General features: G+C 58.4%; 23 protein-coding genes. 8 read left to right on the top strand and 15 right to left on the bottom strand.

The features are described 5' to 3' along the window. Nucleotides 1-3: 3 nt before the first annotated feature. The 9 genes from FHK95_RS16925 to FHK95_RS16885 all read right to left on the bottom strand — a co-directional run bounded on the left by FHK95_RS16925 (nt 4) and on the right by FHK95_RS16885 (nt 9,090). Entirely contained in the window at nt 4-891 is an 888-nt protein-coding gene (locus FHK95_RS16925) for a branched-chain amino acid ABC transporter permease (RefSeq protein WP_150305814.1), read from the bottom strand. A gap of 51 nt (nt 892-942) precedes the next feature. Then, a complete protein-coding gene (locus FHK95_RS16920; RefSeq protein WP_150305813.1) occupies nt 943-2,178 on the bottom strand; it encodes an ABC transporter substrate-binding protein in 1,236 nt (411 codons plus the stop codon). Nucleotides 2,179-2,237: 59 nt separating this feature from the next. After that, a complete protein-coding gene (locus tag FHK95_RS16915; protein WP_150305812.1) occupies nt 2,238-2,948 on the bottom strand; it encodes an ABC transporter ATP-binding protein in 711 nt (236 codons plus the stop codon). After that, nucleotides 2,945-3,709, bottom strand: a complete 765-nt coding sequence (locus tag FHK95_RS16910) for an ABC transporter ATP-binding protein (RefSeq protein ID WP_150305811.1) — start codon at nt 3,707-3,709, stop codon at nt 2,945-2,947. Before FHK95_RS16910 ends, FHK95_RS16915 begins: the two co-directional genes overlap by 4 nt. 312 nt (nt 3,710-4,021) lie before the next feature. Beyond that, nucleotides 4,022-4,513 (bottom strand): MarR family winged helix-turn-helix transcriptional regulator, encoded by a 492-nt coding sequence (locus FHK95_RS16905; protein ID WP_150305810.1) that lies wholly within the window; start codon nt 4,511-4,513, stop codon nt 4,022-4,024. A gap of 63 nt (nt 4,514-4,576) precedes the next feature. Beyond that, complete coding sequence (gene aliB / locus FHK95_RS16900) at nt 4,577-5,716, bottom strand: cyclohexanecarboxyl-CoA dehydrogenase (RefSeq protein ID WP_150305809.1); 1,140 nt, start codon at nt 5,714-5,716, stop codon at nt 4,577-4,579. 112 nt (nt 5,717-5,828) lie between these two features. Further along, entirely contained in the window at nt 5,829-6,611 is a 783-nt protein-coding gene (locus tag FHK95_RS16895) for an enoyl-CoA hydratase-related protein (protein WP_150305808.1), read from the bottom strand. Between the two features lie 15 nt (nt 6,612-6,626). Next, the gene (locus FHK95_RS16890; protein ID WP_150305807.1) at nt 6,627-7,394 is read right to left on the bottom strand and encodes an SDR family NAD(P)-dependent oxidoreductase; all 768 of its coding nucleotides are present in this window, start codon (nt 7,392-7,394) and stop codon (nt 6,627-6,629) included. 31 nt (nt 7,395-7,425) lie between these two features. Beyond that, nucleotides 7,426-9,090, bottom strand: a complete 1,665-nt coding sequence (locus tag FHK95_RS16885; protein ID WP_150305806.1) for a cyclohexanecarboxylate-CoA ligase — start codon at nt 9,088-9,090, stop codon at nt 7,426-7,428. A 204-nt stretch (nt 9,091-9,294) separates the two neighbouring features. Between FHK95_RS16885 and FHK95_RS16880 the strand changes: the two genes are divergently transcribed. Next, the gene (locus FHK95_RS16880; protein ID WP_150305805.1) at nt 9,295-10,071 is read left to right on the top strand and encodes an enoyl-CoA hydratase; all 777 of its coding nucleotides are present in this window, start codon (nt 9,295-9,297) and stop codon (nt 10,069-10,071) included. A gap of 42 nt (nt 10,072-10,113) precedes the next feature. On the opposite strand, the gene hemN is transcribed toward FHK95_RS16880, so the two are convergent. Together hemN and FHK95_RS16870 are read right to left on the bottom strand one after the other, a co-directional pair. Further along, entirely contained in the window at nt 10,114-11,496 is a 1,383-nt protein-coding gene (gene hemN, locus FHK95_RS16875) for an oxygen-independent coproporphyrinogen III oxidase (RefSeq protein ID WP_150305804.1), read from the bottom strand. A 103-nt stretch (nt 11,497-11,599) separates the two neighbouring features. Next, entirely contained in the window at nt 11,600-12,034 is a 435-nt protein-coding gene (locus FHK95_RS16870) for a hypothetical protein (protein WP_150305803.1), read from the bottom strand. A gap of 252 nt (nt 12,035-12,286) precedes the next feature. On the opposite strand from FHK95_RS16870, the gene modA reads away from it, so the two are divergent. From modA to FHK95_RS16850, 4 genes are all read left to right on the top strand, one after another. After that, nucleotides 12,287-13,078 carry a molybdate ABC transporter substrate-binding protein gene (modA, locus tag FHK95_RS16865; RefSeq protein ID WP_206668608.1) on the top strand — a complete coding sequence of 264 codons (792 nt, stop codon included), beginning with the start codon at nt 12,287-12,289 and terminating at the stop codon, nt 13,076-13,078. A 54-nt stretch (nt 13,079-13,132) separates the two neighbouring features. Beyond that, nucleotides 13,133-13,819 carry a molybdate ABC transporter permease subunit gene (gene modB / locus FHK95_RS16860; RefSeq protein WP_206668610.1) on the top strand — a complete coding sequence of 229 codons (687 nt, stop codon included), beginning with the start codon at nt 13,133-13,135 and terminating at the stop codon, nt 13,817-13,819. Further along, the gene (gene modC / locus FHK95_RS16855) at nt 13,816-14,880 is read left to right on the top strand and encodes a molybdenum ABC transporter ATP-binding protein (protein WP_206668607.1); all 1,065 of its coding nucleotides are present in this window, start codon (nt 13,816-13,818) and stop codon (nt 14,878-14,880) included. The genes modB and modC overlap by 4 nt, the downstream gene beginning before the upstream one ends. Before the next feature lie 325 nt (nt 14,881-15,205). Further along, on the top strand, nt 15,206-16,075 hold the full coding sequence (locus tag FHK95_RS16850) for a poly(ethylene terephthalate) hydrolase family protein (RefSeq protein WP_150305801.1): 870 nt from the start codon (nt 15,206-15,208) through the stop codon (nt 16,073-16,075). 119 nt (nt 16,076-16,194) lie between these two features. Here FHK95_RS16850 and moaA read toward each other — a convergent pair whose 3' ends face one another. After that, nucleotides 16,195-17,187: a GTP 3',8-cyclase MoaA gene (gene moaA / locus FHK95_RS16845; RefSeq protein ID WP_150305800.1), complete on the bottom strand. Its 993-nt coding sequence runs from the start codon at nt 17,185-17,187 to the stop codon at nt 16,195-16,197. A gap of 417 nt (nt 17,188-17,604) precedes the next feature. Here moaA and ahpC point away from each other — a divergent pair, with 417 nt between their 5' ends. Beyond that, nucleotides 17,605-18,168, top strand: coding sequence for an alkyl hydroperoxide reductase subunit C (gene ahpC / locus FHK95_RS16840; RefSeq protein ID WP_150305799.1), 564 nt, complete (start codon nt 17,605-17,607; stop codon nt 18,166-18,168). A gap of 100 nt (nt 18,169-18,268) precedes the next feature. Then, the gene (gene ahpF / locus FHK95_RS16835; protein WP_150305798.1) at nt 18,269-19,864 is read left to right on the top strand and encodes an alkyl hydroperoxide reductase subunit F; all 1,596 of its coding nucleotides are present in this window, start codon (nt 18,269-18,271) and stop codon (nt 19,862-19,864) included. A gap of 110 nt (nt 19,865-19,974) precedes the next feature. On the opposite strand, the gene FHK95_RS16830 is transcribed toward ahpF, so the two are convergent. From FHK95_RS16830 to purU, 3 genes are all read right to left on the bottom strand, one after another. Beyond that, the gene (locus FHK95_RS16830; protein ID WP_150305797.1) at nt 19,975-20,175 is read right to left on the bottom strand and encodes a hypothetical protein; all 201 of its coding nucleotides are present in this window, start codon (nt 20,173-20,175) and stop codon (nt 19,975-19,977) included. Beyond that, a complete protein-coding gene (locus FHK95_RS16825; RefSeq protein WP_150305796.1) occupies nt 20,172-20,582 on the bottom strand; it encodes a CBS domain-containing protein in 411 nt (136 codons plus the stop codon). Before FHK95_RS16825 ends, FHK95_RS16830 begins: the two co-directional genes overlap by 4 nt. Nucleotides 20,583-20,643: 61 nt before the next feature. Next, nucleotides 20,644-21,495 carry a formyltetrahydrofolate deformylase gene (gene purU, locus FHK95_RS16820; protein ID WP_150305795.1) on the bottom strand — a complete coding sequence of 284 codons (852 nt, stop codon included), beginning with the start codon at nt 21,493-21,495 and terminating at the stop codon, nt 20,644-20,646. 211 nt (nt 21,496-21,706) lie between these two features. Here purU and mvaT point away from each other — a divergent pair, with 211 nt between their 5' ends. Continuing rightward, nucleotides 21,707-22,084: a histone-like nucleoid-structuring protein MvaT gene (mvaT, locus tag FHK95_RS16815; RefSeq protein ID WP_150305794.1), complete on the top strand. Its 378-nt coding sequence runs from the start codon at nt 21,707-21,709 to the stop codon at nt 22,082-22,084. Nucleotides 22,085-22,107 lie beyond the last annotated feature (23 nt).

Genomic DNA, 22,107 nt, shown 5'->3' with positions numbered 1-22,107 from the left:
GGTTTAAACCTCTTTGCCGAACAAGCCGTTGGGACGGACCAGCAGAACCAGAACCATCACGAAAAAGATCACCGTACTGGCCGACTCCGGCCAGAACACCTTGGTCAGCCCCTCAATCACCCCCATCGCCAGGCCAGTGAGAATGGCACCCATGATCGAGCCCATTCCGCCGATAACCACCACGGCAAACACCACGATCAGCAAGTTCGAGCCCATTGCCGGCGAGACTGAATAGATAGGCGCGGCGAGTACCCCGGCAAACCCGGCCAGGGCTACACCGAAACCGTAGGTAAGCGTGGTAAGCAGCGGCATGTTGACGCCGAATGCCTGCATCAGCTGCGGCTTCTCCGTTCCGGCACGCAGGTAGGCACCCAGCCGGGTCTTTTCGATCATGAACCAGGTGAACAGACACATGCCCAGACCCGCCACCAGCACCCAGGCGCGGTAGGTCGGCAGGAACATGAAGTCCAGCTTGAACCCGCCCTGCAGCGCTTCAGGAATCGGATAGTTGGCACCGGACACCCCGAAGAAGTTGACGAAGCTGCCCTCGATGATCATCGCCAGCCCGAAGGTCAGCAAGAGGCCATAGAGATGATCAAGGTGGGCAATACGGCGCAGCAGAAAGCGCTCGATAAGTATCCCGATGGCACCAACCGTCAGCGGCACCAGCGCTAGCGCCACCCAGTAATCGATGTTCAGATATTGCAGAAACAGCAGGGCGCCGAAGGCACCGAGCATGTACTGAGCGCCGTGCGCAAAGTTGATGATGCGCAGCAGACCAAAGATGACCGCCAGGCCCAGACTCAACAGCGCGTAGAAAGCGCCATTGATCAGGCCCAGCAGCAGCTGGCCGAACAACGCAACCAAAGGCACACCGAGTATTGTTGTCATTGTCAGTCCTCTCCCCTCGGGGGAGCCGGGCTCAAGGCCCGGCCCGGCAGATCAGTTATTGACGAGCTTGCACTTGCTCTCGGAGAGCGGCAGGAAGGCTTCGTCACCTGGAATCACGCTTTTGGTCTCGAACAGATCCCATTCGGAGGTCGAATCGGCCGGGGCTTTTACCTGCATCAGATACATGTCGTGAACCATGCGACCGTCCTCGCGAACACGCCCGTCTTTGGCAAACATGTCATTGATCGGGGTCTTGATCATGTGCTCACGCACGGCCTTGGGATCATCCGACCCGGTGGCTTCTACTGCCTTGAGGTATTGCGTAGTACTGGAGTACATACCGGCCTGCACCATGGTTGGCATGTTGCCGGTGCGCTCGTGGTATCGCTTTGCCCAGGCACGGGATTCGTCGTTCATGTCCCAGTACCAGCCGGACACAAACTGCGTGCCCTGTGCGGTTTGCAGGCCGATGGATTTGATATCAGTGATAAACACCATAAGGCTGGCCATCGTCTGACCGGCGTCCATCAGACCGAACTGCTGGGCGGTGGAAATGGCATTGACCAGGTCGGAGCCCGCACTGGCCAGACCCACGATCTGCGCGCCGGAGGCTTGAGCCTGCAGTACGTAGGACGAGAAATCGCTGGTGGGGAACGGATGCCGCGCCTTGCCCAGAACCTGCCCGCCATTTTCCGCGACGGCTTTGGATACCTGCTCCTCCATGGCATGACCGAAGGCGTAGTCGGCGCTCAGCAGATACCAGGTCTTGCCGCCATTGGCGACGATCGCCTTGGCCGCACCGTTCGATACTGAATAGGTGTCGTAGACATAGTGAATATGGTTGGGCGTGCAGTATTCGTTAGTCAGACTGGCCGCCGCCGCGGTGGAAACGATGGCAAAGCGGTTTTTCTCTTCGACCAGTCGGCTTACTGCAATAGCGACGGGAGAAGCATTCAGACCGGCAATCAAATCCACGCCGCGCCGATCGATCCACTCCCGGGCCGTGTTGGCGCCCAGGTCCGCGTTGTTTTTGTGATCAGCCTGAAACAGCACGATCTTCTTATCACCGACCTTGTTGTCGAAGTCTTCGACCGCCATGCGAATCGCCTCGTAGCCACCCGGGCCGGCGAGATCGCTGTAGGGACCGCTCAGATCGTCCAGATAACCGATGCGTACTTCGTTATCGCTGATATTGGCCTGGGCCGTGGTTGCTGCCAGACCGGCAAACAGACCGATAGCGACCGCTTTAGCCAGACGTGAAGCCCGGAGGGATTGAGTTGCTGACATGTGATTCTCCATTGCTCCAACATGGGGAGCTATTGTTTTTATACATGGATGGTGCGGTTTTAAACGCCGAGCATGGCGTTCAGTTGATCTCGTTTTCCTGCAAGCTCTGCTGCGCTGAAGCTATCGATCACCTGGCCGTGCTCTATCAGGTAATGTCGATCAGCCAGGGGCGCGGCAAAGCGGAAGTTCTGTTCAACCAGGACGATGGTCATACCGCGGCGCTTGAGCTCCATCAGCACCTCGCCCAGACGCTCGACAATCACTGGCGCCAGACCTTCGGTAATCTCGTCCAGCAACAGCAGCTTGGCGCCGGTGCGCAGAATGCGGGCCATGGCGAGCATCTGCTGTTCACCGCCGGACAGGCGCGTCCCCTGGCTCTTGCGCCGTTCATACAGGTTGGGAAACATCTCGAAGAGTTCATCCAGCGACATCCCTCCACTGGCCACGGTGGGCGGCAGCAGGAGGTTTTCCTCTACCGACAGACTGGCGAAGATGCCCCGCTCCTCCGGGCAGAAACCGACGCCCAGACGGGCAATCCGATGCGGGGCGACATTCAGGGTTTCGCGCCCATCGATCATGATCGAGCCGGTACGCCGATCGACCATATTCATGATGGCTTTCAGTGTGGTGCTGCGGCCTGAGCCGTTGCGCCCGAGCAGCGTCACCAGCTCGCCGCGATTAACCTCCAGATTAATGCCGTGCAGAATATGCGACTCACCGTAGAAGGCATGCAGATTGCTGATCAGCAGTTGTGCATCAGGACGACTCATGCGCACTCCTCCTCTGTTTCTTTGCCCATATAGGCTTCGCGCACCAGCGGATTGGCCGACACGGTTGCGTAATCGCCTTCGGCCAGCACTGCGCCGCGCGCCAGCACGGTAAGGCGGTCGCACAGACGGCTCACGACGCTGAGGTTATGCTCGACCATGAGGATGGTCCGCCCCACCGCCGCACGGCGGATCAGTTCGACCACCGCATCCACATCCTCCGCGCCCATGCCCTGCGTCGGCTCATCCAGCAGCATCACCGTCGGTTCGAGCGCCAGGGTCGTGGCCAGTTCGAGCGCGCGTTTGCGACCATAGGGCAACTCCACGGCCAAGGTGGTGGCGTAGCTTTTCAGCCCGACCTCTTCAAGCAAGGCCATGGCCCGGTCGTTCAGCTTGTCCAGACGGGATTCAGGCACCCAGAAATGAAAGGAATTGCCTTCGACCCGCTGCAAAGCGACCCGCACATTTTCCAGCACGGTCATGTGGGCGAATACGGCAGAAATCTGGAATGAACGCACCAGACCCTGACGGGCGATCTGATTAGATTTGAGCGAGGTGATCTCGCGACCTTCATACAGAATGGTGCCGGAGGTCGGGACCAGAAACTTGGTCAACAGGTTGAAGAAGGTGGTCTTGCCGGCACCATTAGGCCCGATCAACGCATGGATGTGGCCTTTCTCCACCTGGAGATCGACATGGTCGACGGCGGTGAAGCCATTGAATACCTTGGTGAGACCCTTGGTCTCGAGTATGAGGTCGCTCATTTCTGATTAACTCTCTGCTTGCTGGGTGATAGTTGTTTTTATTCAACCGAGCACTACGACCAGGAGATGTGGCCGTAGACAGTCGACTCGCATGCACTGGCAATGAATCTGCCAACGTCATTACTCGAGCCCTGAAACCAGGAACCGAGCGCCGCGACACAGGCCGACCCGGAACGTAAATCCAGATTATGATGGGCATTGATTAATGTCAACATCATTACTTTAATTTAATTTCAGGCAAAAAAAGACCGACGAGAAAGGCCGGTCAGAAGGGAAATATTTCAGTGCTCAAGTGCCATAACAGCCGCGGGATTACTCCTCTTTTGCCAGCTTTTTGACCTCTGGTCGGGTACTTTCAAGCGAGACTTCCGCCAGGTCTGTCTGAACCCGATTCAGGTAATGCAAAAGGCTCACAGAATCGTCGAAAGGCAGGCTTTTCAGGCCCTGCGCGTAAAACTCATAGATCCGTTCCTGCAGCTGTTCCCAGTACAGACGACCCTGCTCGGTCATCACTACCAGGCGGGCCCGCCCGTCATCGGGATGGGGTATGCGTAGCACATGGTTGTCGCGCTCCATGCGCTTGAGTACACCGTCCAGGCTCTGCCGGCTGACCACGAGATATTCTGTCAACTTGTTGAATGAAATGCCTTCCTCGTAGCCTTGCCGCGAGAGCGCGCCGAGCACCGCCCATTGCACGGTACTGATGCCCATTTCGTTCTGAACCTGACGCTGCAGAGTATTCCCCGTCTGGAACAGGCGGAAAAACAGCCTGTTCGCTACTCCGTCTCGTTCATCGTGTTTCATAGAACTCCCTTCCCCCGGTATACGGTCAATTCGGTCAGCTCCGCATACCGCAGCGGCGGAGCTTCATTTTTTCAGTATTTCACGGGCGATGATGTTCTTCATGATCTGTGCCGTGCCATCGCCGATCTGCAAGCCCTGCACGTCGCGCAGACGCTGACCAAAGGGCAGGTCTTCACCGTAACCGGTATGACCGTGCGCCAGCAGGCACTGATTGATCACATCAAAGGATAACTTTGGCCCCCACCATTTATTCATTGCCGCTTCGGTACTGTGCGGCAGCCCGTTATCTTTCAGCCACAATGCATTAAAACATTGCAATCTCGCAGCATGCACGAACGTCTGGTATTCGGCCAGCGGGTGCGTTAATCCCTGGAAGCCGGCCAACGGCTGACCAAAGGCCTGGCGTTCGGTCAGCCATTGCCAGCTTTCGTCCAGCGAGACCTGCGCCAGAGCCAGACACTGCAGCCCGATCAAGGCGCGGCTGTAATCGAAGCCCTGCATCACCTGCTTGAAACCTTTGCCTTCATCGCCGAGCATATTCGCCGCCGGCACTTCGACATTATCAAAGAAGATCGAACCGCGGCCAATAGCACGCTGACCTGCGTCCTCAAACCGCGTCGTGGTAATACCCGGCAGATTCATCGGCACCAGGAACGCGCTGATGCCACTGGCGCGCTGCTCGACTGTGCCGGTACGGGCAAACACAACCGCCACGTCAGCCTGATCGGCCATGGAAATGGAGGTCTTTTCACCGTTGAGCACAAAGGCATCACCGCGCCGCTCTGCCTTGAGCCGCAGATTGGCAGCGTCAGACCCACCATGCGGCTCGGTCAGCGCAATACAGACCACCTTGCGGCCGGCGGTAATTTCACCCAACCACTCACGCGCCAGGTCCGGCGAAGCGTGGCTGGCGATAATCTGGCCATTCAGTGACGCTAGCAGAGGGATGTAGCCGACGTTGAAATCCCCTTTGGAAATCTCCTCGATGATGATACCGCTGGTCATGCAGTCCAGATCGCTGCCGCCGAATTCCGATGGCAACTCACCGCCCAGAAAACCCATTTCACCCATCTGCTGGATGGTTTCGCGTTCGATCCGGCCTTCCTTGTCGCGCCGGCGATAGCCTGGGGCAAGCACTTCGGCGCTGAAGCGCGCAACGCTTTCCCGGATAGCGTTCTGTTCGTCATTGAATGCAAAGTTCATATCGTCTCTCCAAACCCGGCTGCCAGGCTCTGTTGACCTTTCACCGCGAAACGCGGCGAAAGGTCAACAGACTCTGGATATTTGCCGGCGGTGAACCGCCGGCATCTCGCTGTTATTTATAGAATTTGCGGAAGTCAGGCTTGCGCTTCTCGAGGAACGCCTTGCCGCCCTCCTTCGACTCGTCAGTGTCGTAGTACAGACTCAGCGCCTGCATACCCAGGGCACCGATACCGGCGATGTTCTCGCTATCGGCATTGAACGAGCGCTTGGCGATGGACAGGGCTGTCGGGCTCTTCTCAAGGATCTCGTCACACCATTTCTGCACTTCGGCGTCGAGCTCGGACTGCGGCACAACGGCGTTGACCAGGCCCCACTCCATGGCTTGCTGAGCGGTGTACTTGCGGCACAGGTACCAGATTTCCCGGGCGCGCTTTTCACCAATCACGCGGGACAGATAGGCGGTACCGAAGCCCGGATCCACCGAGCCCACCTTGGGACCTGCCTGGCCGAAGATGGCATTATCCGAGGCGATGGTCAGATCGCATACCACGTGCAGCACATGGCCACCGCCGATCGCGAAGCCGTTAACCCGTGCGATGACCGGCTTGGGCACCTGGCGGATCAGTGTCTGCAGCTCTTCCACCGGCAGACCGATAATGCCGCGACCGTCGTACTGACCGTCGTGCGCTCCCTGATCACCACCGGTACAGAAAGCCTTGTCGCCGGCACCGGTGAGCACGATGACGCCGACGCTCTTGTTCCAGCCAGCGCGATTGAAAGCGTCCAGTAGCTCCATGCAGGTCTGGCCGCGGAAGGCGTTGTAGCGCTCGGGGCGGTTAAGCGTAATGGTCGCGACGCCGTCTTTTTCTTCGTAGAGGATATCTTCGTAGTTCATGTTGTTTTTCTCCTGTTAGCCGGCCATGGTCAGGCCGCCGGATACACTGATCACCTGGCCTGTAATGAAATTCGCATCGTCGCTGGACAGCAAAGCAATGATGCCGGGGAAGTCTTCGGGCTGACCGAGACGGCGCATTGGTACAGCGTTCTTGAATGCTTCGAGCAGCTTCTCGGGGTTGTTCGCGGTGTCCGCCACACCTTTAAGCAGCGCGGTATCCGTCGGGCCGGGGCACACCACGTTCACGGTGACGTTCTTGGTGGCCAGCTCGCGCGCCAGGGTTTTGCTCAGACCCACCAGACCCGCCTTGCAGGCGGCGTAGACTGCCTCACCGGAAGAGCCCACGCGCGCTGCGTCGGAGGCAATATTGACGACCTTGCCGCCGCCCGCCTCGAGCATTTTCGGCAGCACCACGTGGTGCATATTCAGCGCGCCGGTCAGGTTGATGGCGATGAGCTGCTCCCACATCTGCGGCTCGGTCTTGAGGAACGGCATGAAGCGATCAAAACCAGCGTTATTGACCAGCACAGTCGGCACACCGAAGTCCGCTTCGATGGCCGCAACGGTGGTTTCGATCGCGGCGTAATCGGTGATATCCGCTGCGTAGGCCTTGGCCTTGCCGCCGTTCTCAGTGATCAGATCTACAGTGGCCTGGGCGGCTGCCTGGTCGCGATCAAGCACTGCGACATTGCACCCTTCCTCGCCAAAGCGAGCACAGACTGCCCGACCGATACCGCCACCGCCGCCGGTGATGATGACTGTTTTTCCGTTAAGACCTTTCATGACGAACCTCTCTGCAGTTTGATTTGGGTGCTCAGGCGCGTTTGGCCGGTGCGATTTGAACGTTCTGCGCCATGTCGCGCAGCTTGAATTTCTGGATTTTCCCGGATGGTGTGCGGGGCAGTTCCTGCAATACCTCCAGATACTCCGGCAGGTAATTGCGCGATACGCCCTGCTTGGAAAGGAAGGCCGCCACTTCGTCGAGCGTGAGGTCGGTATAGCCGTTATGCAGGGTGACGTAGGCGCACATCCGCTCGCCAAGGCGTTGATCCGGACAACCGACCAGGGCGACCGCGGAAATGCCGGGGTGCTTGTAAAGCAGGTTCTCGATCTCGACCACCGGAATGTTCTCGCCGCCGCGGATGATCACGTCCTTGGTGCGGCCGGTGATGCGGATGTAGCCGTCAGCATCGATGGTCGCCAGGTCACCGGTGGCGAACCAGCCTTCGGCGTCCACGCTGTACAGCTCGGGACGCTTGAGGTAACCGACGAACAGGCTTGCGCCGCGGACCAGAAGGTTGCCTTCCTGCCCTGCGCCCAGCTGCTCGTGCTGGTCGTTTTCAACCTTGACCTCCATGAAGGGCAGCGCCACGCCATCGGTAGTGCTCGAACGTGATGCGTCATCCTCCGGACGGGTCATGGTCACGGCGCCGTTCTCGGTCATGCCCCAGGCGGAAATAATCTTGGCCGGCAGCACGCCAGCGGCACGCTCGACCAGCGCGCCGGGAATGGGCGCGCCGGCGGAAACGAAGATGCGTAGAGAATCGAGATTGCCGGTAGCCGTCGGAGCGGTGTCGATCAGATCAGCCAGGAACGGCGTCGAGGCCATGGTAAAGGTGGGCTTCTCGGCCGAAGCGATGCGGCCAAAGGCTCTCGCATCCCAGATATCCTGCAGCACCACGCGCGCCTTGAGGTAGACAGGCATCAGCACGCCATACAGAAAGCCGGTCTGGTGGGCCATTGGCGAGGACATCATGATCACGTCGTCCGCCTTCAGATGCAGGCGCTCGGCATAGGGCCGCACATTGCTGAACAGGGTATTGGAGGTATGCAGAACGCCCTTGGGCTCACCGGTCGTGCCGGAGGTAAACAGCAGCTGGATGACATCGTCTGCCGACGGCTTGCGCTCAGCGAACAGCGCCGCGGTGTCGGTGTCCTCTTCCCAGGCACGCTCCAGCAGCACTTTCTCGAAGCTGTCGTCACCCTGGCCGCCAATCACCAGCACCTGCTTGAGGTTTGGCAGGTCGGCGCGAATGTTGGCAACCATTTCCGCGTAGTTAAAGTTGCGAAAGGATTGCGGCACGACTAATACGCGTGTTTCGGCGTGGGCCAGCATGAAGCGCAGCTCGCGCTCGCGGAAGATCGGCATCAAAGGATTGAGCACTGCGCCAATGCGTACACAGGCCAGGTTCAGTGCAATCATTTCCCACCAGTTAGGCAACTGACAGGACACCACTTCGCCCTTCCCTACGCCGAGCGCCGCCAGACCGGCAGCCATACGGGTGACGATGCTATCGAGCTGGCCATAGGTAAGCTCCTTGCGCTCGTCACTCGCCACACGATAGCCAACTACGGCCAATGAATCAGGTGTCTCGGATACGATTTCATCAAGGTAATCAGTAATGATCCTGTCATTCCAAGCACCGAGACTGACCATTTCTGCACGACGTTCAGCAAAACCAGCTGTTGTTATTTTCATCACTATCTCCCGAGAGACGTTTGGTTCTTATTGGATCAGGCCACGACACCTGATGAGTGCTGCCTGTTGCTCAAAACATTAAGACCGCCCGAGTTATATGTCAACATGTTGTCTTTATATTTTTTCGTGCCTAAACTCGAAGCTGTCAAGCCCGCCACCGCTCGCGTAGCGCGCGCCTGTCCACTCAAACAAAAAGGAAAACAGATGAGTTACAGCAACATTCTGGTGGAAACCCACGACGCGATCGGCCTGATCCGGCTGCACCGGCCGGCCGTATTTAACGCGCTGAACAATGCCTTGATGGATGAGTTGGGGGACGCTTTACGTGCCTTCGAGCAGGACTCAGGCATCCGCGCCATGGTCATCACCGGTAGCGAAAAAGCCTTCGCCGCCGGTGCGGACATATCGGAAATCCGTAGCATGTCGTTTTCCGACGCCTACCTGAGCAACTTCGTAACCGCCAATTGGGAACAGGCTGCGCATTGCCGCAAACCGGTCATCGCGGCCGTTGCAGGGTTGGCGCTAGGGGGAGGATGTGAGCTGGCGATGATGTGCGATTTCATTATCGCTGCCGACAATGCCCGTTTCGGACAACCTGAGGTCAAGGTCGGCACGCTGCCGGGTGCCGGCGGGACGCAGCGATTGGCCCGGGCAGTGGGCAAGGCAAAAGCAATGGATATGTGCCTGACCGGGCGCACCATGGACGCCCAGGAAGCCGAGCGCAGTGGACTGGTCAGCCGCATCGTGCCGACCGACAAGCTGCTTGAGGAAGCGTTAAGCGCCGCGACTGCGATCAGCGCCAATTCCGGGATGGCGGCCATGCTCAACAAGGAGGCGGTGAATCGGGCCTTCGAGACCACACTGGCCGAGGGTATTCAGTTCGAGCGTCGGCTGATCCATGCCAGCTTCGCCACTGAAGACCAGAAGGAAGGCATGCAGGCGTTCGTTGAAAAGCGCCAGCCGACCTGGCGACATCGGTAAGAACTCACCTCTGCCGCCAGAAACACTTGTTGTGTCTGAGGCTTAAATAACCCGCGAGTATCTGGGCATCTCAGCCGACGCCTGATAGGCGTCAAAGACCATGCAGATCGAACGCACCAGCAGTCTGCCCGCCGGCAGTACGGTCAGGCTGCCCTGCTCCAGACACACCAGTCGATCCCGGTGCATCTGCTCAAGCACCGGCCAGCAATCGGCAAAGTACTGACGAAACACGATGTCGAAACACCGCTCGATATCCGCGAATTTAAGTTCGAAATGGCAGATAAGCTGGGAAATTACCGCGCGGCGCAGCCGGTCATCTGCATTGCAGACAAGCCCGCGCCGCGTAGCGAGCTCGCCCCTGGCGAGACTGCTCTGATAGCCCTGGATATCGCTGTCGTTCTGGCTATACAGGTCACCAATCTGGCTGATCGCCGATACGCCAAGACCAATCAGGTCACAGTGGCCATGGGTCGTATACCCCTGGAAATTGCGCTGCAACCGCCCGGTTTCCTGGGCGTTAGTGAGGCTGTCGTCCGGCAGAGCGAAGTGGTCCATGCCGATATAGCGATAACCCGCGCTTGTGAGCTGCTGCACGCTGCCCTCAAGCATCGCCAGTCTGGCTTCCGCTGATGGCAGATCCGTCTCGTTGATACGCCGCTGGGGTGCAAAACGATCGGGCAGATGGGCGTAATTGAACACCGACAACCGATCCGGCCTGAGTTCGATAATGGTCTCGAGGGTTCTGGCAAAGCTGTCCGGCGTCTGTTTCGGCAAGCCGTAGATCAGATCAATATTGATCGACCGGTAGGCCAGGGTGCGTCCCGCATCCATCACCGCCTGAGTCTGCTCAAGGCTCTGCAGTCGGTTGACCGCGCGCTGCACATCCGGGTCGAGATCCTGAACGCCGAGGCTGAGCCGGTTGAAACCCAGCTCACGCAGCAGGCCGATCGTCGACCAGTCTGCTTCGCGGGGATCGATCTCGATGCTGTAGTCACCGGTGTCGTCATCATGCAGGGTGAAGTGCGAGCGGAGTTTGGCCATCAAGCCGCGCAGCTCCGCATGGCTGAAAAAGGTAGGCGTGCCCCCGCCGAGATGCAGCTGCTCGACTATCTGATTCCTGCCGACAGACCGGCTGACCAACTCAATTTCGCGATGAAGCGCGTGCAGGTAGGGCTGGGAGCGGCTGCGATCCTTGGTAATGACCTTGTTGCAGGCACAGTAGTAACAGATGTTCGCGCAGAACGGCACGTGCAGGTACAGGGAAAGATCCCGACGGGCTGCCTTGCTGGCGGCCAGGGCGTACTCCAGCACCAGCGGTGAGGTGTCTTCGTGGAACTGCAGTGCTGTGGGGTACGAGGTATAGCGTGGGCCTGCCTTGTCATAACGGCGAATGAGCTCCGCGTCCCAGCGAATGGGGTTGAACATGGCGTTCTCCGGCTACGAATGCTGATGTCGTGCAGGTTAAACGCTGGGCCGGGGCGTCATGTTGACGCATATCAACACAGTCCCATTTTCCCCATACCGCCGGTCAGAGCATGAACATCGCCTTGGCGCAGACGACAATCAGCGCAGCGTGCAACAGCAGGCTGACATTGATCCAGCGCATACCCGCCGGGCCGACCGGAGCGCGTCGGCGAGTCGCCGCCAGCACCAGGTAATGCACAATGATCGACGTGGCGAGAACCAGCTTGAGGCTGAGCAGCATCGAGAAGTTGCTGGAGAACGGCGTCTGCAGGTGCTTCCAGTAATTGGTCAGCAGTCCAAACCCTGCACCGTAGAGCACCAGCGCCACCAGGTGAATAACCAGCATGAACCGCCGGCGTACGGACTGATCAAGCTCACTGAGGCTTTGCGCAGGCAGTCGTTTGCTGGCTGGCCACAGTACAAATATCTGAAAGAACAGGCTGCCAATGAAGATGGCGGCGGCAAGCAGATGCAGCGTCTTGAGCGCGAGGTAGGTCATGTCAGGTCCGTCAACGGGCAAAGCGTCAGGATACCGCAATCTGGTAGTGAATTTGAGGTGCAATCACGCGTTCCGGGGAATGGCCCGGGCCATTGCATGCGCCCCGGATCGTCTTGCCAGCCAGGCTCTGGCATGATCCCCATAACGAGCCTCCCCCGAGACGACTTCCGAAAAAAAGGAATCTGATGTGCCCACCCCCGATTGCCATGCCGACACACTATCCGATGGCTCCGCACACATCGGGCAGCCGACATGACATTTTCCCGCCTATGGTGCCGAATGGCGCTGGCCTGGAGTCTGGTCTGCCCGCTTGTGGTCACGGCTGAAGAACCCCTTACTTTGGTCGCCGCATCAGATTTGCGTTTCGCCCTGGATGAGATCATTCACGAATGGGATGCCCAGTATCCGCAGGAACCGGTGCGCGTGATCTACGGCTCATCAGGCCGCTTCGCTACACAGATCCGTCAAGGCGCGCCCTTTGACCTGTATATGTCAGCCGATGCCGAGTATGCGCTGGCGCTGCACCGGGAGGGCTTCACGGCCGGGCCGCCGCAGCCCTATGCGATAGGTCGGATCGTGTTGTGGAGCCGCGATCGGCAACGGGTCGAAGCCGGCCTGGAGGGGCTGGCGGTAAAACCGCCCAGACGCCTGGCGATTGCACGACCCTCGCATGCACCCTACGGTGCCAGAGCCCGCGAAGCCTTGCAGGCTGCCGGGGCGTGGGCCGCAATCGAACCGCATCTGGTTTATGGGGAGAATATTTCCAGTACCGCGCAGATGGCAGAATCCGGGGCTGCGGAGGCAGCGATCATCGCGCTGTCCCTCGCCTTGCATCCAGGCATGCAGCGTCAGGGGCATTACCGGCTGATCGATGACAGCCTGCATGCCCCCCTGTTGCAGGCGCTGGTGGTGACGCGTCGCGCTCGCGACAACAGCAGCGCGCAGCGACTGGCGCAGTTCATCCTCGCTCCGAAAGCCCAGACCATCCTGCAGACATACGGCTTTGCCGCTCCGCCTGAAAGTCTTGAGCTACCCGCGCCCTAAGCCGAGCGGCTATCATGACCCGATGAATGCCCCTCGACCTATGCCGCCACCATGCTGACTCTCAGCCCGGAAGACTGGACCGCCATCGGCGTGACCCTGCGACTCTGCCTGTTTACCACGCTGATCCTGTTGGTTATTGGTACACCGATCGCGCTATGGCTGGCTGCGGGAAACAGTCGGCTACGCTCTGTGGTTCAGGCATTGGTGGCTTTACCGCTGGTGCTACCGCCGACGGTGCTGGGCTTCTATCTGTTATTGGCGCTTGGGCCGCAGGGGTGGATTGGCGGCACGCTGCAGCGGCTGGGTCTCGACCATCTGGCATTTACCTTTACCGGCATTCTGATCGGCTCGGTTATCTATTCCCTGCCGTTCACGGTTCAGCCATTGCAGCAGGCGTTTCGCCAGGCCGGCCGACGACCACTGGAGGTGGCGGCCTCCCTCGGAGCCGGTCCGCTGGACCGCTTTTGCAGCATCACGCTGCCGCTGGCTCGAAATGGCTTTGTGATCGCCGCAACCCTCACCTTTGCCCACACCCTGGGTGAGTTCGGCGTCATTCTGATGATTGGCGGCAGTATTCCGGGGGAAACCCACGTGCTGTCGACCACGATTTTTTCCCACGCCGAAGCCATGAATTACGCTGCGGCGCACCGGTTATCCCTGTTGTTGATTGGCGCTGCCTTCGCTGTGCTCTTTGTGGTGTATCTGGCAAACGGTCGTAGACCCCCGGTGGTGCAACCGTGACGCTGAAGGTTAGCGCCAGCGTGCAGTACCCGAATTTCACCCTGGAGGTGAACACCGCCCTGCCGACCCAGGGCGTGACAGCGGTATTCGGTCGTTCCGGATGCGGCAAAACCAGTCTGCTGCGGATCATCGCCGGGATCGAGCGCTGCGCCAATGCCGAGGTCCGCTTTGGGGATGACATCTGGCAAAGCGGCCGGCATTTCCTGCCGCTGGAGCGCCGACGCATCGGCCTGGTGTTTCAGGAAGCCTCGCTACTGCCGCATCTCGGCGTGCGCGACAATTTGCTTTATGGCTACCAGCGCACGCCGAAGCACCTGCGCCGGCTGGAACCGGATACAGCCATCGAGCAACTGGGTCTGGAGCCGCTACTACAGCGCAAGATAGACCAGTTGTCCGGCGGCGAGCGCCAGCGCATTGCGCTCGGGCGGGCCTTGCTCAGCAGTCCGCAGCTGTTGCTGCTGGACGAGCCGCTTTCCGCTCTTGATGCACCCAGCAAGCGTGACATCCTTCCCTATATCGAGCGTCTGGCCAGCAACTTTGGCGTGCCGGTGGTGTACGTAAGTCATGCGGCCGGTGAGATCGAGCGCTTGGCCGATCATGTGGCGTTCATGCGAGACGGACAAATCGACGCCGTCGAAACGCTTGAACAGGCCCTCGCCCGGCCGGACTCTCCGCTATTCCATGACGAGGGCCCGGCAACGGTTCTGCATGGTGAACTCCATGCGACCGACAACGCCGGCCTGGCCTGCTTCCAAAGCGGATCACTGACACTGCGATTGCCTTATTCAAGGGGCACCATGCCCCGCGCCAGACTGCGCATCCGCGCCCGGGATGTCAGCCTGGCGCTGGATCCACCGACACGGATCAGCATCCTCAATCATCTGCCGATGCGTATTCAGGCCATCCGCCCGGCCTGTGAGGGGCGAGTGGTTGTCGAGGGCCGTCTCGCTGACGGGCAGCTGCTGCTGTCCGAAATAAGCCAATGGTCCTGTCAGGAACTCGAGCTGACGACCGGCACCCTGATCTACGCACTGATCAAGGCGGTTTCGCTGCTCGATTGAACTGCTGCCAAACACCTCCTGAACCCTCATCCCCTTCAAGCGGAGAAGTTCACACGCAGCGTTCTGTTGTGACTCAATATGGCCCATAATCGATCATAATATTGATTCGATTCACAACTACACATATTTAACAAATAACTCATTCTGACACATCTATAGTTAGCGGGTCGCCCTCTCGGGTTAATGCCCGAGATCTCGGCGATGTTGGCATTTCCCGTCGCTGAACCGCCCTGCGGGTGCCCGGCAAAGCAAGCCAGGTCGCCGCTACAGCGCTCCGAGGCATGGCCATCCCGATCGCATTTTTTATCAAATGAGGAGGACATCAATGTCCGTACGAATCGCAATGAAAAGAGCCCTGATGATCGGCTTGTGCATTGGCTTGTTGCCATTGCATGCCGCGGCTTTCAACCCGCCGACCAACCCGCCGACTGATCCAACGGATCCGACTGACCCACCACCCTCGACCGGCACTCCGCTACCGCCTGTGTCCAGCGTAAAGACTGACGGCCCGTATCGCGTCACCATCGACAAGAACACCGGCCCCTCACATCAGGGCTGGGTAGCGCGGCCGGCCACGCTTGGCGAGAACGGCGTACAGCATCCAATCTTCATCTGGGGCCCTGGCGCGGGCTCGACTCCGAGCAGCTATGAGGATCACTTGCGCCGTATCGCTTCACACGGTTTCGTTGTGTATTCCGAAGTGTCGAGCAGCTCGGGCGATGAAATGACTGATGCCATGGACTGGTTGATCGAGCAGAACCAAAGCTCACGCAGTGCTTATCACGAGATGCTCGATACCGGGCGGATTGCTGCCGGTGGCCACTCGCGCGGTTCGGTGGGCACCTTCGCCATCGGCGATGATCCACGCCTGACCACCACCATCCACGTGGCGGGTGGCTCCTTCGACGGCCGAGGCTCAAGCAACCTGCGCAAACCTGCTGCCTATATCTGTGGTGAGGACGACACGCTGGCTACACCAAATTGCGAGCGAGACTACGCGGCCACGCGCGTTCCCGTGTGGTTCACCGTCATCGACGATTCCAGTCACACCAGCGCAGCCCGCGACGGCCTGCCGATGATCGTGGCCTGGCTGCGCTGGCATCTGGCTGGCGAAACTGAGCGCCGCAGTATGTTTGTCGATCCGAGCTGTGAATTCTGCGGTCCAGGCTACGAGACCGAGTACAAGAACTGGTAACAGTAATTGATGGCAGTAACTGATGGGCCGAGGGAGCGGCCTTTTGCTGGAGTATTCACCGGTTGCGGTCCAGCGTTGCACCAGCGCAACGCCTCTGGCGCCGTATCAACCGGCGACCCTTAGCCCCCCGTTGCGTTCATGAAACGCACCAGCTGGACCTCGTTCACATCAAACTCATGCTTCTCAGGCTTGTGCTTGAGCGCATTGCTGATCGCACGCAGTACCGGTTCGTCCGATTCGGGGTATCGGCGCACCAGGGCGCGCAGATCGATCGAGTTTTCATGTCCCAGACAGAGCAACAACCGCCCTTCCACGGTCATGCGTACCCGATTGCAGGTGGCGCAGAAGTTGTTTGAGTGGGGTGAAATGAAGCCTATCCGGCTTTCCGGGTGCCCTTCGACCCGCGCATACCGCGCTGGCCCGCCGCTGGTCTCGGCACTGTCGATCAAGCCGTAACGCTGTTCGATCATTCCACGCACTTCATCACTGGCGCAAAAGGCTTCGCTACGGGACCGTCCCACATCGCCCAACGGCATCTCTTCGATGAAGGTAATATCCATACCGCGCTGCAGCGCATAATCGACCAGTGCCGGGACCTCGTCGGCGTTGCGCCCCTTCATCACCACCGTGTTCAATTTCAGACGTTCAAAGCCGGCCGCCCGCGCTGCTTCGATGCCGTCCAGCACCTTGTGCAATTGCCCGGTGCGGGTGATGGCGTGAAACTTCTCTTTATCCAGACTATCGAGACTGATATTCAACCGCTTGACACCGGCGCGGGCAAGCGGCTCGGCCATGCTGACCAGCTGCGAGCCGTTGGTGGTCATCACCAGTTCCCGCAGTCCCGGCAGTGCGGCGATCTGTTCACACAGCCCGACGATCCCCTTGCGCACCACTGGCTCGCCGCCGGTAAGCCGAATCTTGCCCACGCCCTGGCTGACAAACAGGCGGGCGAGGCGCAGCTGTTCTTCAAGGGTGAGAATCTGCTGGCGCGGCAGAAAGGTCATATCTTCGGCCATGCAGTACACACAGCGAAAATCGCAGCGGTCAGTGACCGACATCCGCAAATACTCAATGCGCCGGCCCAGCCCGTCCAGCATCTGTGTGTCTGTCATATTTCATTCCCCACCGCAGCCAGAACCGCGCCGCTACGCTCATGTGTGATGTGACCCGCTACTTCTTGGAGACCCTCAGGCTGGGCTTGTTCCCGTCACGTTCTGCGCGTCCTTTCACCTGCGCAGCGCCCGATCATGTCCAGCTCATCATTCCCACCATACACGCCCGCTGCCCTTGATATTCACGCAACTGACACCCATATACCCTATGCTCCCAGGTAGCCCAAGCAGCTGCCTCTGGCCAGGGGTTGATTTCATCCCGGCAGGGCAGCCATTATATTAGCTGGTTTATCAATCAGGCGATTTAGATAGGCAAAAGCTATTTACCGGTTAGGCGAAATCAATTTCAAACATCCGGTGCAGGCCCCTATCATTAGCCATGTCTTCTAACCAACCCGACTCATTGAGGAGTTATACATGTCCGTTATCAACACGCAAATCAAACCGTTCAAGGCCCAGGCATTCAAGAAGGGCGAATTCATCGAAGTAACCGAAGAGAACCTGAAGGGCAAGTGGGCTGTATTCTTCTTCTACCCCGCTGACTTCACCTTCGTTTGCCCGACCGAGCTGGGTGACGTTGCTGACCATTACGACGAGTTCCAGAAGATGGGCGTTGAGATCTACTCTGTTTCGACAGACACCCACTTCACTCACAAAGCGTGGCACGACAGCTCCGAGACCATCGGCAAGATCCAGTACACCATGATCGGTGACCCGACTGGCACCATCACCCGCAACTTCGACAACATGCGCGAAGAAATGGGTCTGGCTGACCGCGGTACCTTCATCATCGATCCTGAAGGCATCATCCAGGCCGTTGAAGTGACTGCAGAAGGCATCGGCCGTAACGCTGCCGACCTGCTGCGCAAGGTCAAGGCTGCCCAGTACGTTGCTGCCCACCCAGGCGAAGTCTGCCCGGCCAAGTGGGAAGAAGGCGGCGCTACTCTGGCTCCTTCGCTGGACCTGGTAGGTAAGATCTAAGTACTGCCATCTACCCGGCCCGCCGCCATGCACCATGCATCCGGTTGGCGGGCCGGGTTTTTTACGCCCTGAATTTACCAATTTGACAAAGGACACGCATATGTTGGACGCGAATCTGAAGCAGCAATTGGACACGTATCTGCAAAATATCGTTAACCCGATAGAAATCAGCGTGTCCGTCAATGACAGCCCCAAGGCTAAAGAATTGAAGGAGCTCGCGACTGAAATCGCCGGGCTCTCCAGCAAGATCAGCATGACTGAAGCCAGCGACAAGCGCTCCCCGAGCATGGCCATTGCGCCAGCCGGGCAAGAGCCTCGCGTTCGCTTCGCCGGCATCCCCATGGGCCACGAGTTCACCTCATTGATTCTGGCGCTGCTGCAAGCCGGTGGTCATCCGTCCAAGGCTGATCCTGCATTGCTCGAGCAGGTTCGCAATCTGCAAGGCGAGTTCCACTTCGAGACTTACATCTCATTGTCGTGCCAGAACTGCCCCGACGTGGTGCAGGCGCTGAACCTGATGGCCACGCTGAATCCAAACATCACCCACGTGATGATCGACGGCGCCCTGTACCAGGATGAAGTGGAAGAGCGCCAGGTCATGGCCGTTCCTTCGGTCTACCTGAACGGCCAGCACTTTGGCCAGGGCCGCATGACCCTCGCCGAAATCGTCAACAAGGTCGATAGCGGCGCTGCACACCGCAAGGCCGCTGAGCTGAACGAGAAAGCGCCCTACGACGTGCTGATTGTCGGCGGTGGTCCGGCTGGCGCCGCGGCAGCCATTTATGCCGCCCGTAAAGGCATCCGCACCGGTCTGGTGGCAGAGCGTTTCGGTGGGCAGGTGATGGACACGGTCGGGATCGAGAACTTTATCTCGGTTTCCTATACCGAAGGCCCCAAGCTGGTCGCCAGCCTGGAACAGCACGTCAAGGATTACGATGTTGACGTGATGACCGAACAGCAGGCCGCCAAGCTGACCAGTGGCGAGCTGGTAGAAGTGACGCTGGAAAGCGGCGCCACCCTGTCCAGTCGCTCAGTTATCCTGGCAACTGGTGCACGCTGGAGAGAAATGAACGTACCCGGCGAGCACGAATACCGTGGCAAGGGCGTAGCGTACTGCCCACACTGTGACGGCCCGTTGTTCAAGGGCAAGCGCGTCGCGGTTATCGGTGGCGGTAACTCGGGCATCGAGGCAGCTATCGATCTGGCGGGCATCGTCGAGCACGTCACTGTGCTGGAATTCGGCGATACGCTGCGCGCAGACGACGTCTTGCAGCGCAAGGCACGCTCGATGGGCAATGTCGAAATCATCATGAACGCTCAGACCACTGACGTACGTGGCGATGGCAAGAAAGTGGTCGGTCTGACCTATACCGACCGCACCAGCGGCGAAAGCAAGCAGGTCGATGTGGCGGGTATTTTCGTGCAGATTGGTCTGGTGCCGAACACCGAGTGGCTCAAGGGCAGCGATCTGAAGCTGAGCAAGCACGGCGAGATCGAGATCGATGCCCGCGGTGCGACCTCCATGCCGGGTGTATTTGCCGCAGGTGACGTCACCACTGTCCCCTTCAAGCAGATCATCATCGCCATGGGCGCAGGTTCGACCGCTGCACTGGGTGCCTTCGATCACTTGATCCGCACTCCGGCGCCGGCCGCAGCGCTGGTCGCCAAGGCGCATGCCGAGGCAGAAACTGCCTGATAGCAGCACCTGAAGTACAAAGCCGCGCCCTTTCAGGCGCGGCTTTTTTGTTTCGATTCAGTGATGATCAGGTAGTGAAGCGCAGCATCTGATCGACCTTACAAGCCAATTCAGGCAGGGTCCGACGGCTCATCTGGCTCGATGCGCAATCCCACAGCAGCAGAGAAATCAGTTCCTGACTCCTCGTTCAGGCTGTCCGGGTCAAAACGCGCCAGACAGCCCTCCCCGATCGTGGGCGGCAAGGCCGCCGCACCACGCGCCAGGGGATCGGTTTCATCCTCGACATCAGCTTGCGCTATGGGGTCGCTCATTTGGGCGAGCCGTGATCATTGAAGTGCTGGACCGCACGCAACACGTCGCGCCGACTGATTTGCCCAACCAGCACCCCATCATCGAGTACCGGAAGACGACGTCTGCCCTGGCGGATGAAATACTCGGCGGCTTTGACGATGTCCTCGTCGGCATTGATGGTATCGGCCTGTGACATGACAGACTCCACCGCCCCGCTCTCTTCGTCGAAATAGCTGCCGGTAAGAATGCCCTTCAGACAATCGCCCTCGGACAACATACCAACCAGACGCCTTTGCGCATCCACAACAGGCGCACCTGAAATCTTGTGGAACAACAGCGTTTCAATTGCCTTGGCCAGATCCGTATCTGGAGACAGACAGATCAGATCAGTGGACATGTAATCTCGAACTTTGACGATTTTTAGCATGGCATCTTCCTTCGCTGACAGTGGACTGGACTAGACGGGCTAGCCAAGGCGAAGACTCACCTTAGTTGAAAACGACCGTCTTGTTATCATGGACCAGCACCCTATCCTCCAAGTGATAGCGCAAACCTCGAGAAAGTACCATCTTTTCGACGTCCTTCCCCAAGCGAACCATATCTTCGGCGTTCAAACGATGACTGATGCGTACGACGTCCTGTTCGATGATCGGGCCAGCATCGAGTTCTTCGGTCACATAGTGGCAGGTTGCTCCGATCAGTTTCACGCCACGCTGCGCTGCCTGGTGATAAGGACGTGCACCGACAAAAGAGGGAAGAAAACTGTGGTGGATATTGATCACCTTGTTGGCGTACCGGCTACACAGCTCCGGCGGCAGGATCTGCATATAGCGCGCCAGCACAATACAATCGGCTTTCTGGTCATCTATTAAGCGGGTGACTTCAGCGAATGCCTCTGCCTTATGCTCTGGATTCACCGGAACATGGTGGAAAGGAATGCCGTGCCACTCGACCATGCTGCGCAGATCATTGTGATTGGAGATAACGCTGGTTATCTCGCAATCAAGTTCGCCACTATGCCAACGATGCAGCAAATCGAACAGGCAGTGCGATTCCCGGCTCGCCATTAACACGACTTTCTTGCGCTGTGCAGAATCACTTACCCGCCAATCCATCGAATACTCTGCGGCGATTGGAGCGAAGACAGTGCGCAGACCTTCAACATCAAAGGGAAGCGAATCGGCACGAATCTCGTGGCGCATGAAGAACCAGTTGGAGAGATTATCCGAATGATGGTTGGCTTCGGTTATCCAGCCATTGTAAGTCGCCAGAACATTACTGACTTTTGCGACAATTCCTACCCGATCGGGGCAAGCGATAACCAGACGAAAAGTACGCATTCGATGATCTCCAGTACTGCTGACAGAAGCTGAGGCTAAAAGGGGAGCATTCTACCCGCTGCGCTTTTCAATTGCAGCCAGCGCTGAGACAGATTGCACGGCGAAACGTGATTATTTACATATTGCCACCATCAACTTGTTGTGTGATCAGAGTTCTTAACTTACTATTTCCCCGTCAATTACATCTTCTACCGCAATTAAGGTAAAACTTATGTCAATGCTTCAAGAATATCGTCAGCTCGAAGAAACAATTCGTGAACTTTCCGAGCGCCTCAAGTCACTATCCAACGACGACAAGCTGAAGAAAGAGATCGAGTTCGAAGAAAAGCTTCGTGCCTTGATGGAGCAGCATGGCAAGACGCCCAAGCAAGTAGTCGCCATCCTTGATCCGGATAACAAGGGTTCTGCTCAAACCAAGAGCGCAAAGACCTCTAGCCCGACCAAGCGCGCCCGCAAGGTAAAGCAGTACAAGAACCCGCACAATGGCGAAACCATCGAAACCAAGGGTGGCAATCACAAGATCCTGAAAGCGTGGAAAGATCAGTACGGCTCGGACACTGTTGAATCCTGGATGACTATCCTGGGCTAAACGCCAGGCATCCTCAAAACCCG

The organism is Pseudomonas saliphila, from assembly GCF_008638345.1.
GTDB classification, from domain to species: Bacteria; Pseudomonadota; Gammaproteobacteria; order Pseudomonadales; family Pseudomonadaceae; genus Halopseudomonas; species Halopseudomonas saliphila.
The sequence above is the reverse complement of the archived record's forward strand: the minus strand, read 5'-3'. Positions and strand labels throughout refer to the sequence as shown.

Excerpts from the sequence above, each read along its gene's own strand:
- FHK95_RS16925 (WP_150305814.1), bottom strand. The coding sequence starts at position 891 with ATGACAACAATACTCGGTGTGCCTTTGGTTGCGTTGTTCGGCCAGCTG.
- FHK95_RS16920 (WP_150305813.1), bottom strand. The coding sequence starts at position 2,178 with ATGTCAGCAACTCAATCCCTCCGGGCTTCACGTCTGGCTAAAGCGGTC.
- FHK95_RS16915 (WP_150305812.1), bottom strand. The coding sequence starts at position 2,948 with ATGAGTCGTCCTGATGCACAACTGCTGATCAGCAATCTGCATGCCTTC.
- FHK95_RS16910 (WP_150305811.1), bottom strand. The coding sequence starts at position 3,709 with ATGAGCGACCTCATACTCGAGACCAAGGGTCTCACCAAGGTATTCAAT.
- FHK95_RS16905 (WP_150305810.1), bottom strand. The coding sequence starts at position 4,513 with ATGAAACACGATGAACGAGACGGAGTAGCGAACAGGCTGTTTTTCCGC.
- aliB (WP_150305809.1), bottom strand. The coding sequence starts at position 5,716 with ATGAACTTTGCATTCAATGACGAACAGAACGCTATCCGGGAAAGCGTT.
- FHK95_RS16895 (WP_150305808.1), bottom strand. The coding sequence starts at position 6,611 with ATGAACTACGAAGATATCCTCTACGAAGAAAAAGACGGCGTCGCGACC.
- FHK95_RS16890 (WP_150305807.1), bottom strand. The coding sequence starts at position 7,394 with ATGAAAGGTCTTAACGGAAAAACAGTCATCATCACCGGCGGCGGTGGC.
- FHK95_RS16885 (WP_150305806.1), bottom strand. The coding sequence starts at position 9,090 with ATGAAAATAACAACAGCTGGTTTTGCTGAACGTCGTGCAGAAATGGTC.
- FHK95_RS16880 (WP_150305805.1), top strand. The coding sequence starts at position 9,295 with ATGAGTTACAGCAACATTCTGGTGGAAACCCACGACGCGATCGGCCTG.
- hemN (WP_150305804.1), bottom strand. The coding sequence starts at position 11,496 with ATGTTCAACCCCATTCGCTGGGACGCGGAGCTCATTCGCCGTTATGAC.
- FHK95_RS16870 (WP_150305803.1), bottom strand. The coding sequence starts at position 12,034 with ATGACCTACCTCGCGCTCAAGACGCTGCATCTGCTTGCCGCCGCCATC.
- modA (WP_206668608.1), top strand. The coding sequence starts at position 12,287 with ATGACATTTTCCCGCCTATGGTGCCGAATGGCGCTGGCCTGGAGTCTG.
- FHK95_RS16850 (WP_150305801.1), top strand. The coding sequence starts at position 15,206 with ATGTCCGTACGAATCGCAATGAAAAGAGCCCTGATGATCGGCTTGTGC.
- moaA (WP_150305800.1), bottom strand. The coding sequence starts at position 17,187 with ATGACAGACACACAGATGCTGGACGGGCTGGGCCGGCGCATTGAGTAT.
- ahpC (WP_150305799.1), top strand. The coding sequence starts at position 17,605 with ATGTCCGTTATCAACACGCAAATCAAACCGTTCAAGGCCCAGGCATTC.
- ahpF (WP_150305798.1), top strand. The coding sequence starts at position 18,269 with ATGTTGGACGCGAATCTGAAGCAGCAATTGGACACGTATCTGCAAAAT.
- FHK95_RS16830 (WP_150305797.1), bottom strand. The coding sequence starts at position 20,175 with ATGAGCGACCCCATAGCGCAAGCTGATGTCGAGGATGAAACCGATCCC.
- FHK95_RS16825 (WP_150305796.1), bottom strand. The coding sequence starts at position 20,582 with ATGCTAAAAATCGTCAAAGTTCGAGATTACATGTCCACTGATCTGATC.
- purU (WP_150305795.1), bottom strand. The coding sequence starts at position 21,495 with ATGCGTACTTTTCGTCTGGTTATCGCTTGCCCCGATCGGGTAGGAATT.
- mvaT (WP_150305794.1), top strand. The coding sequence starts at position 21,707 with ATGTCAATGCTTCAAGAATATCGTCAGCTCGAAGAAACAATTCGTGAA.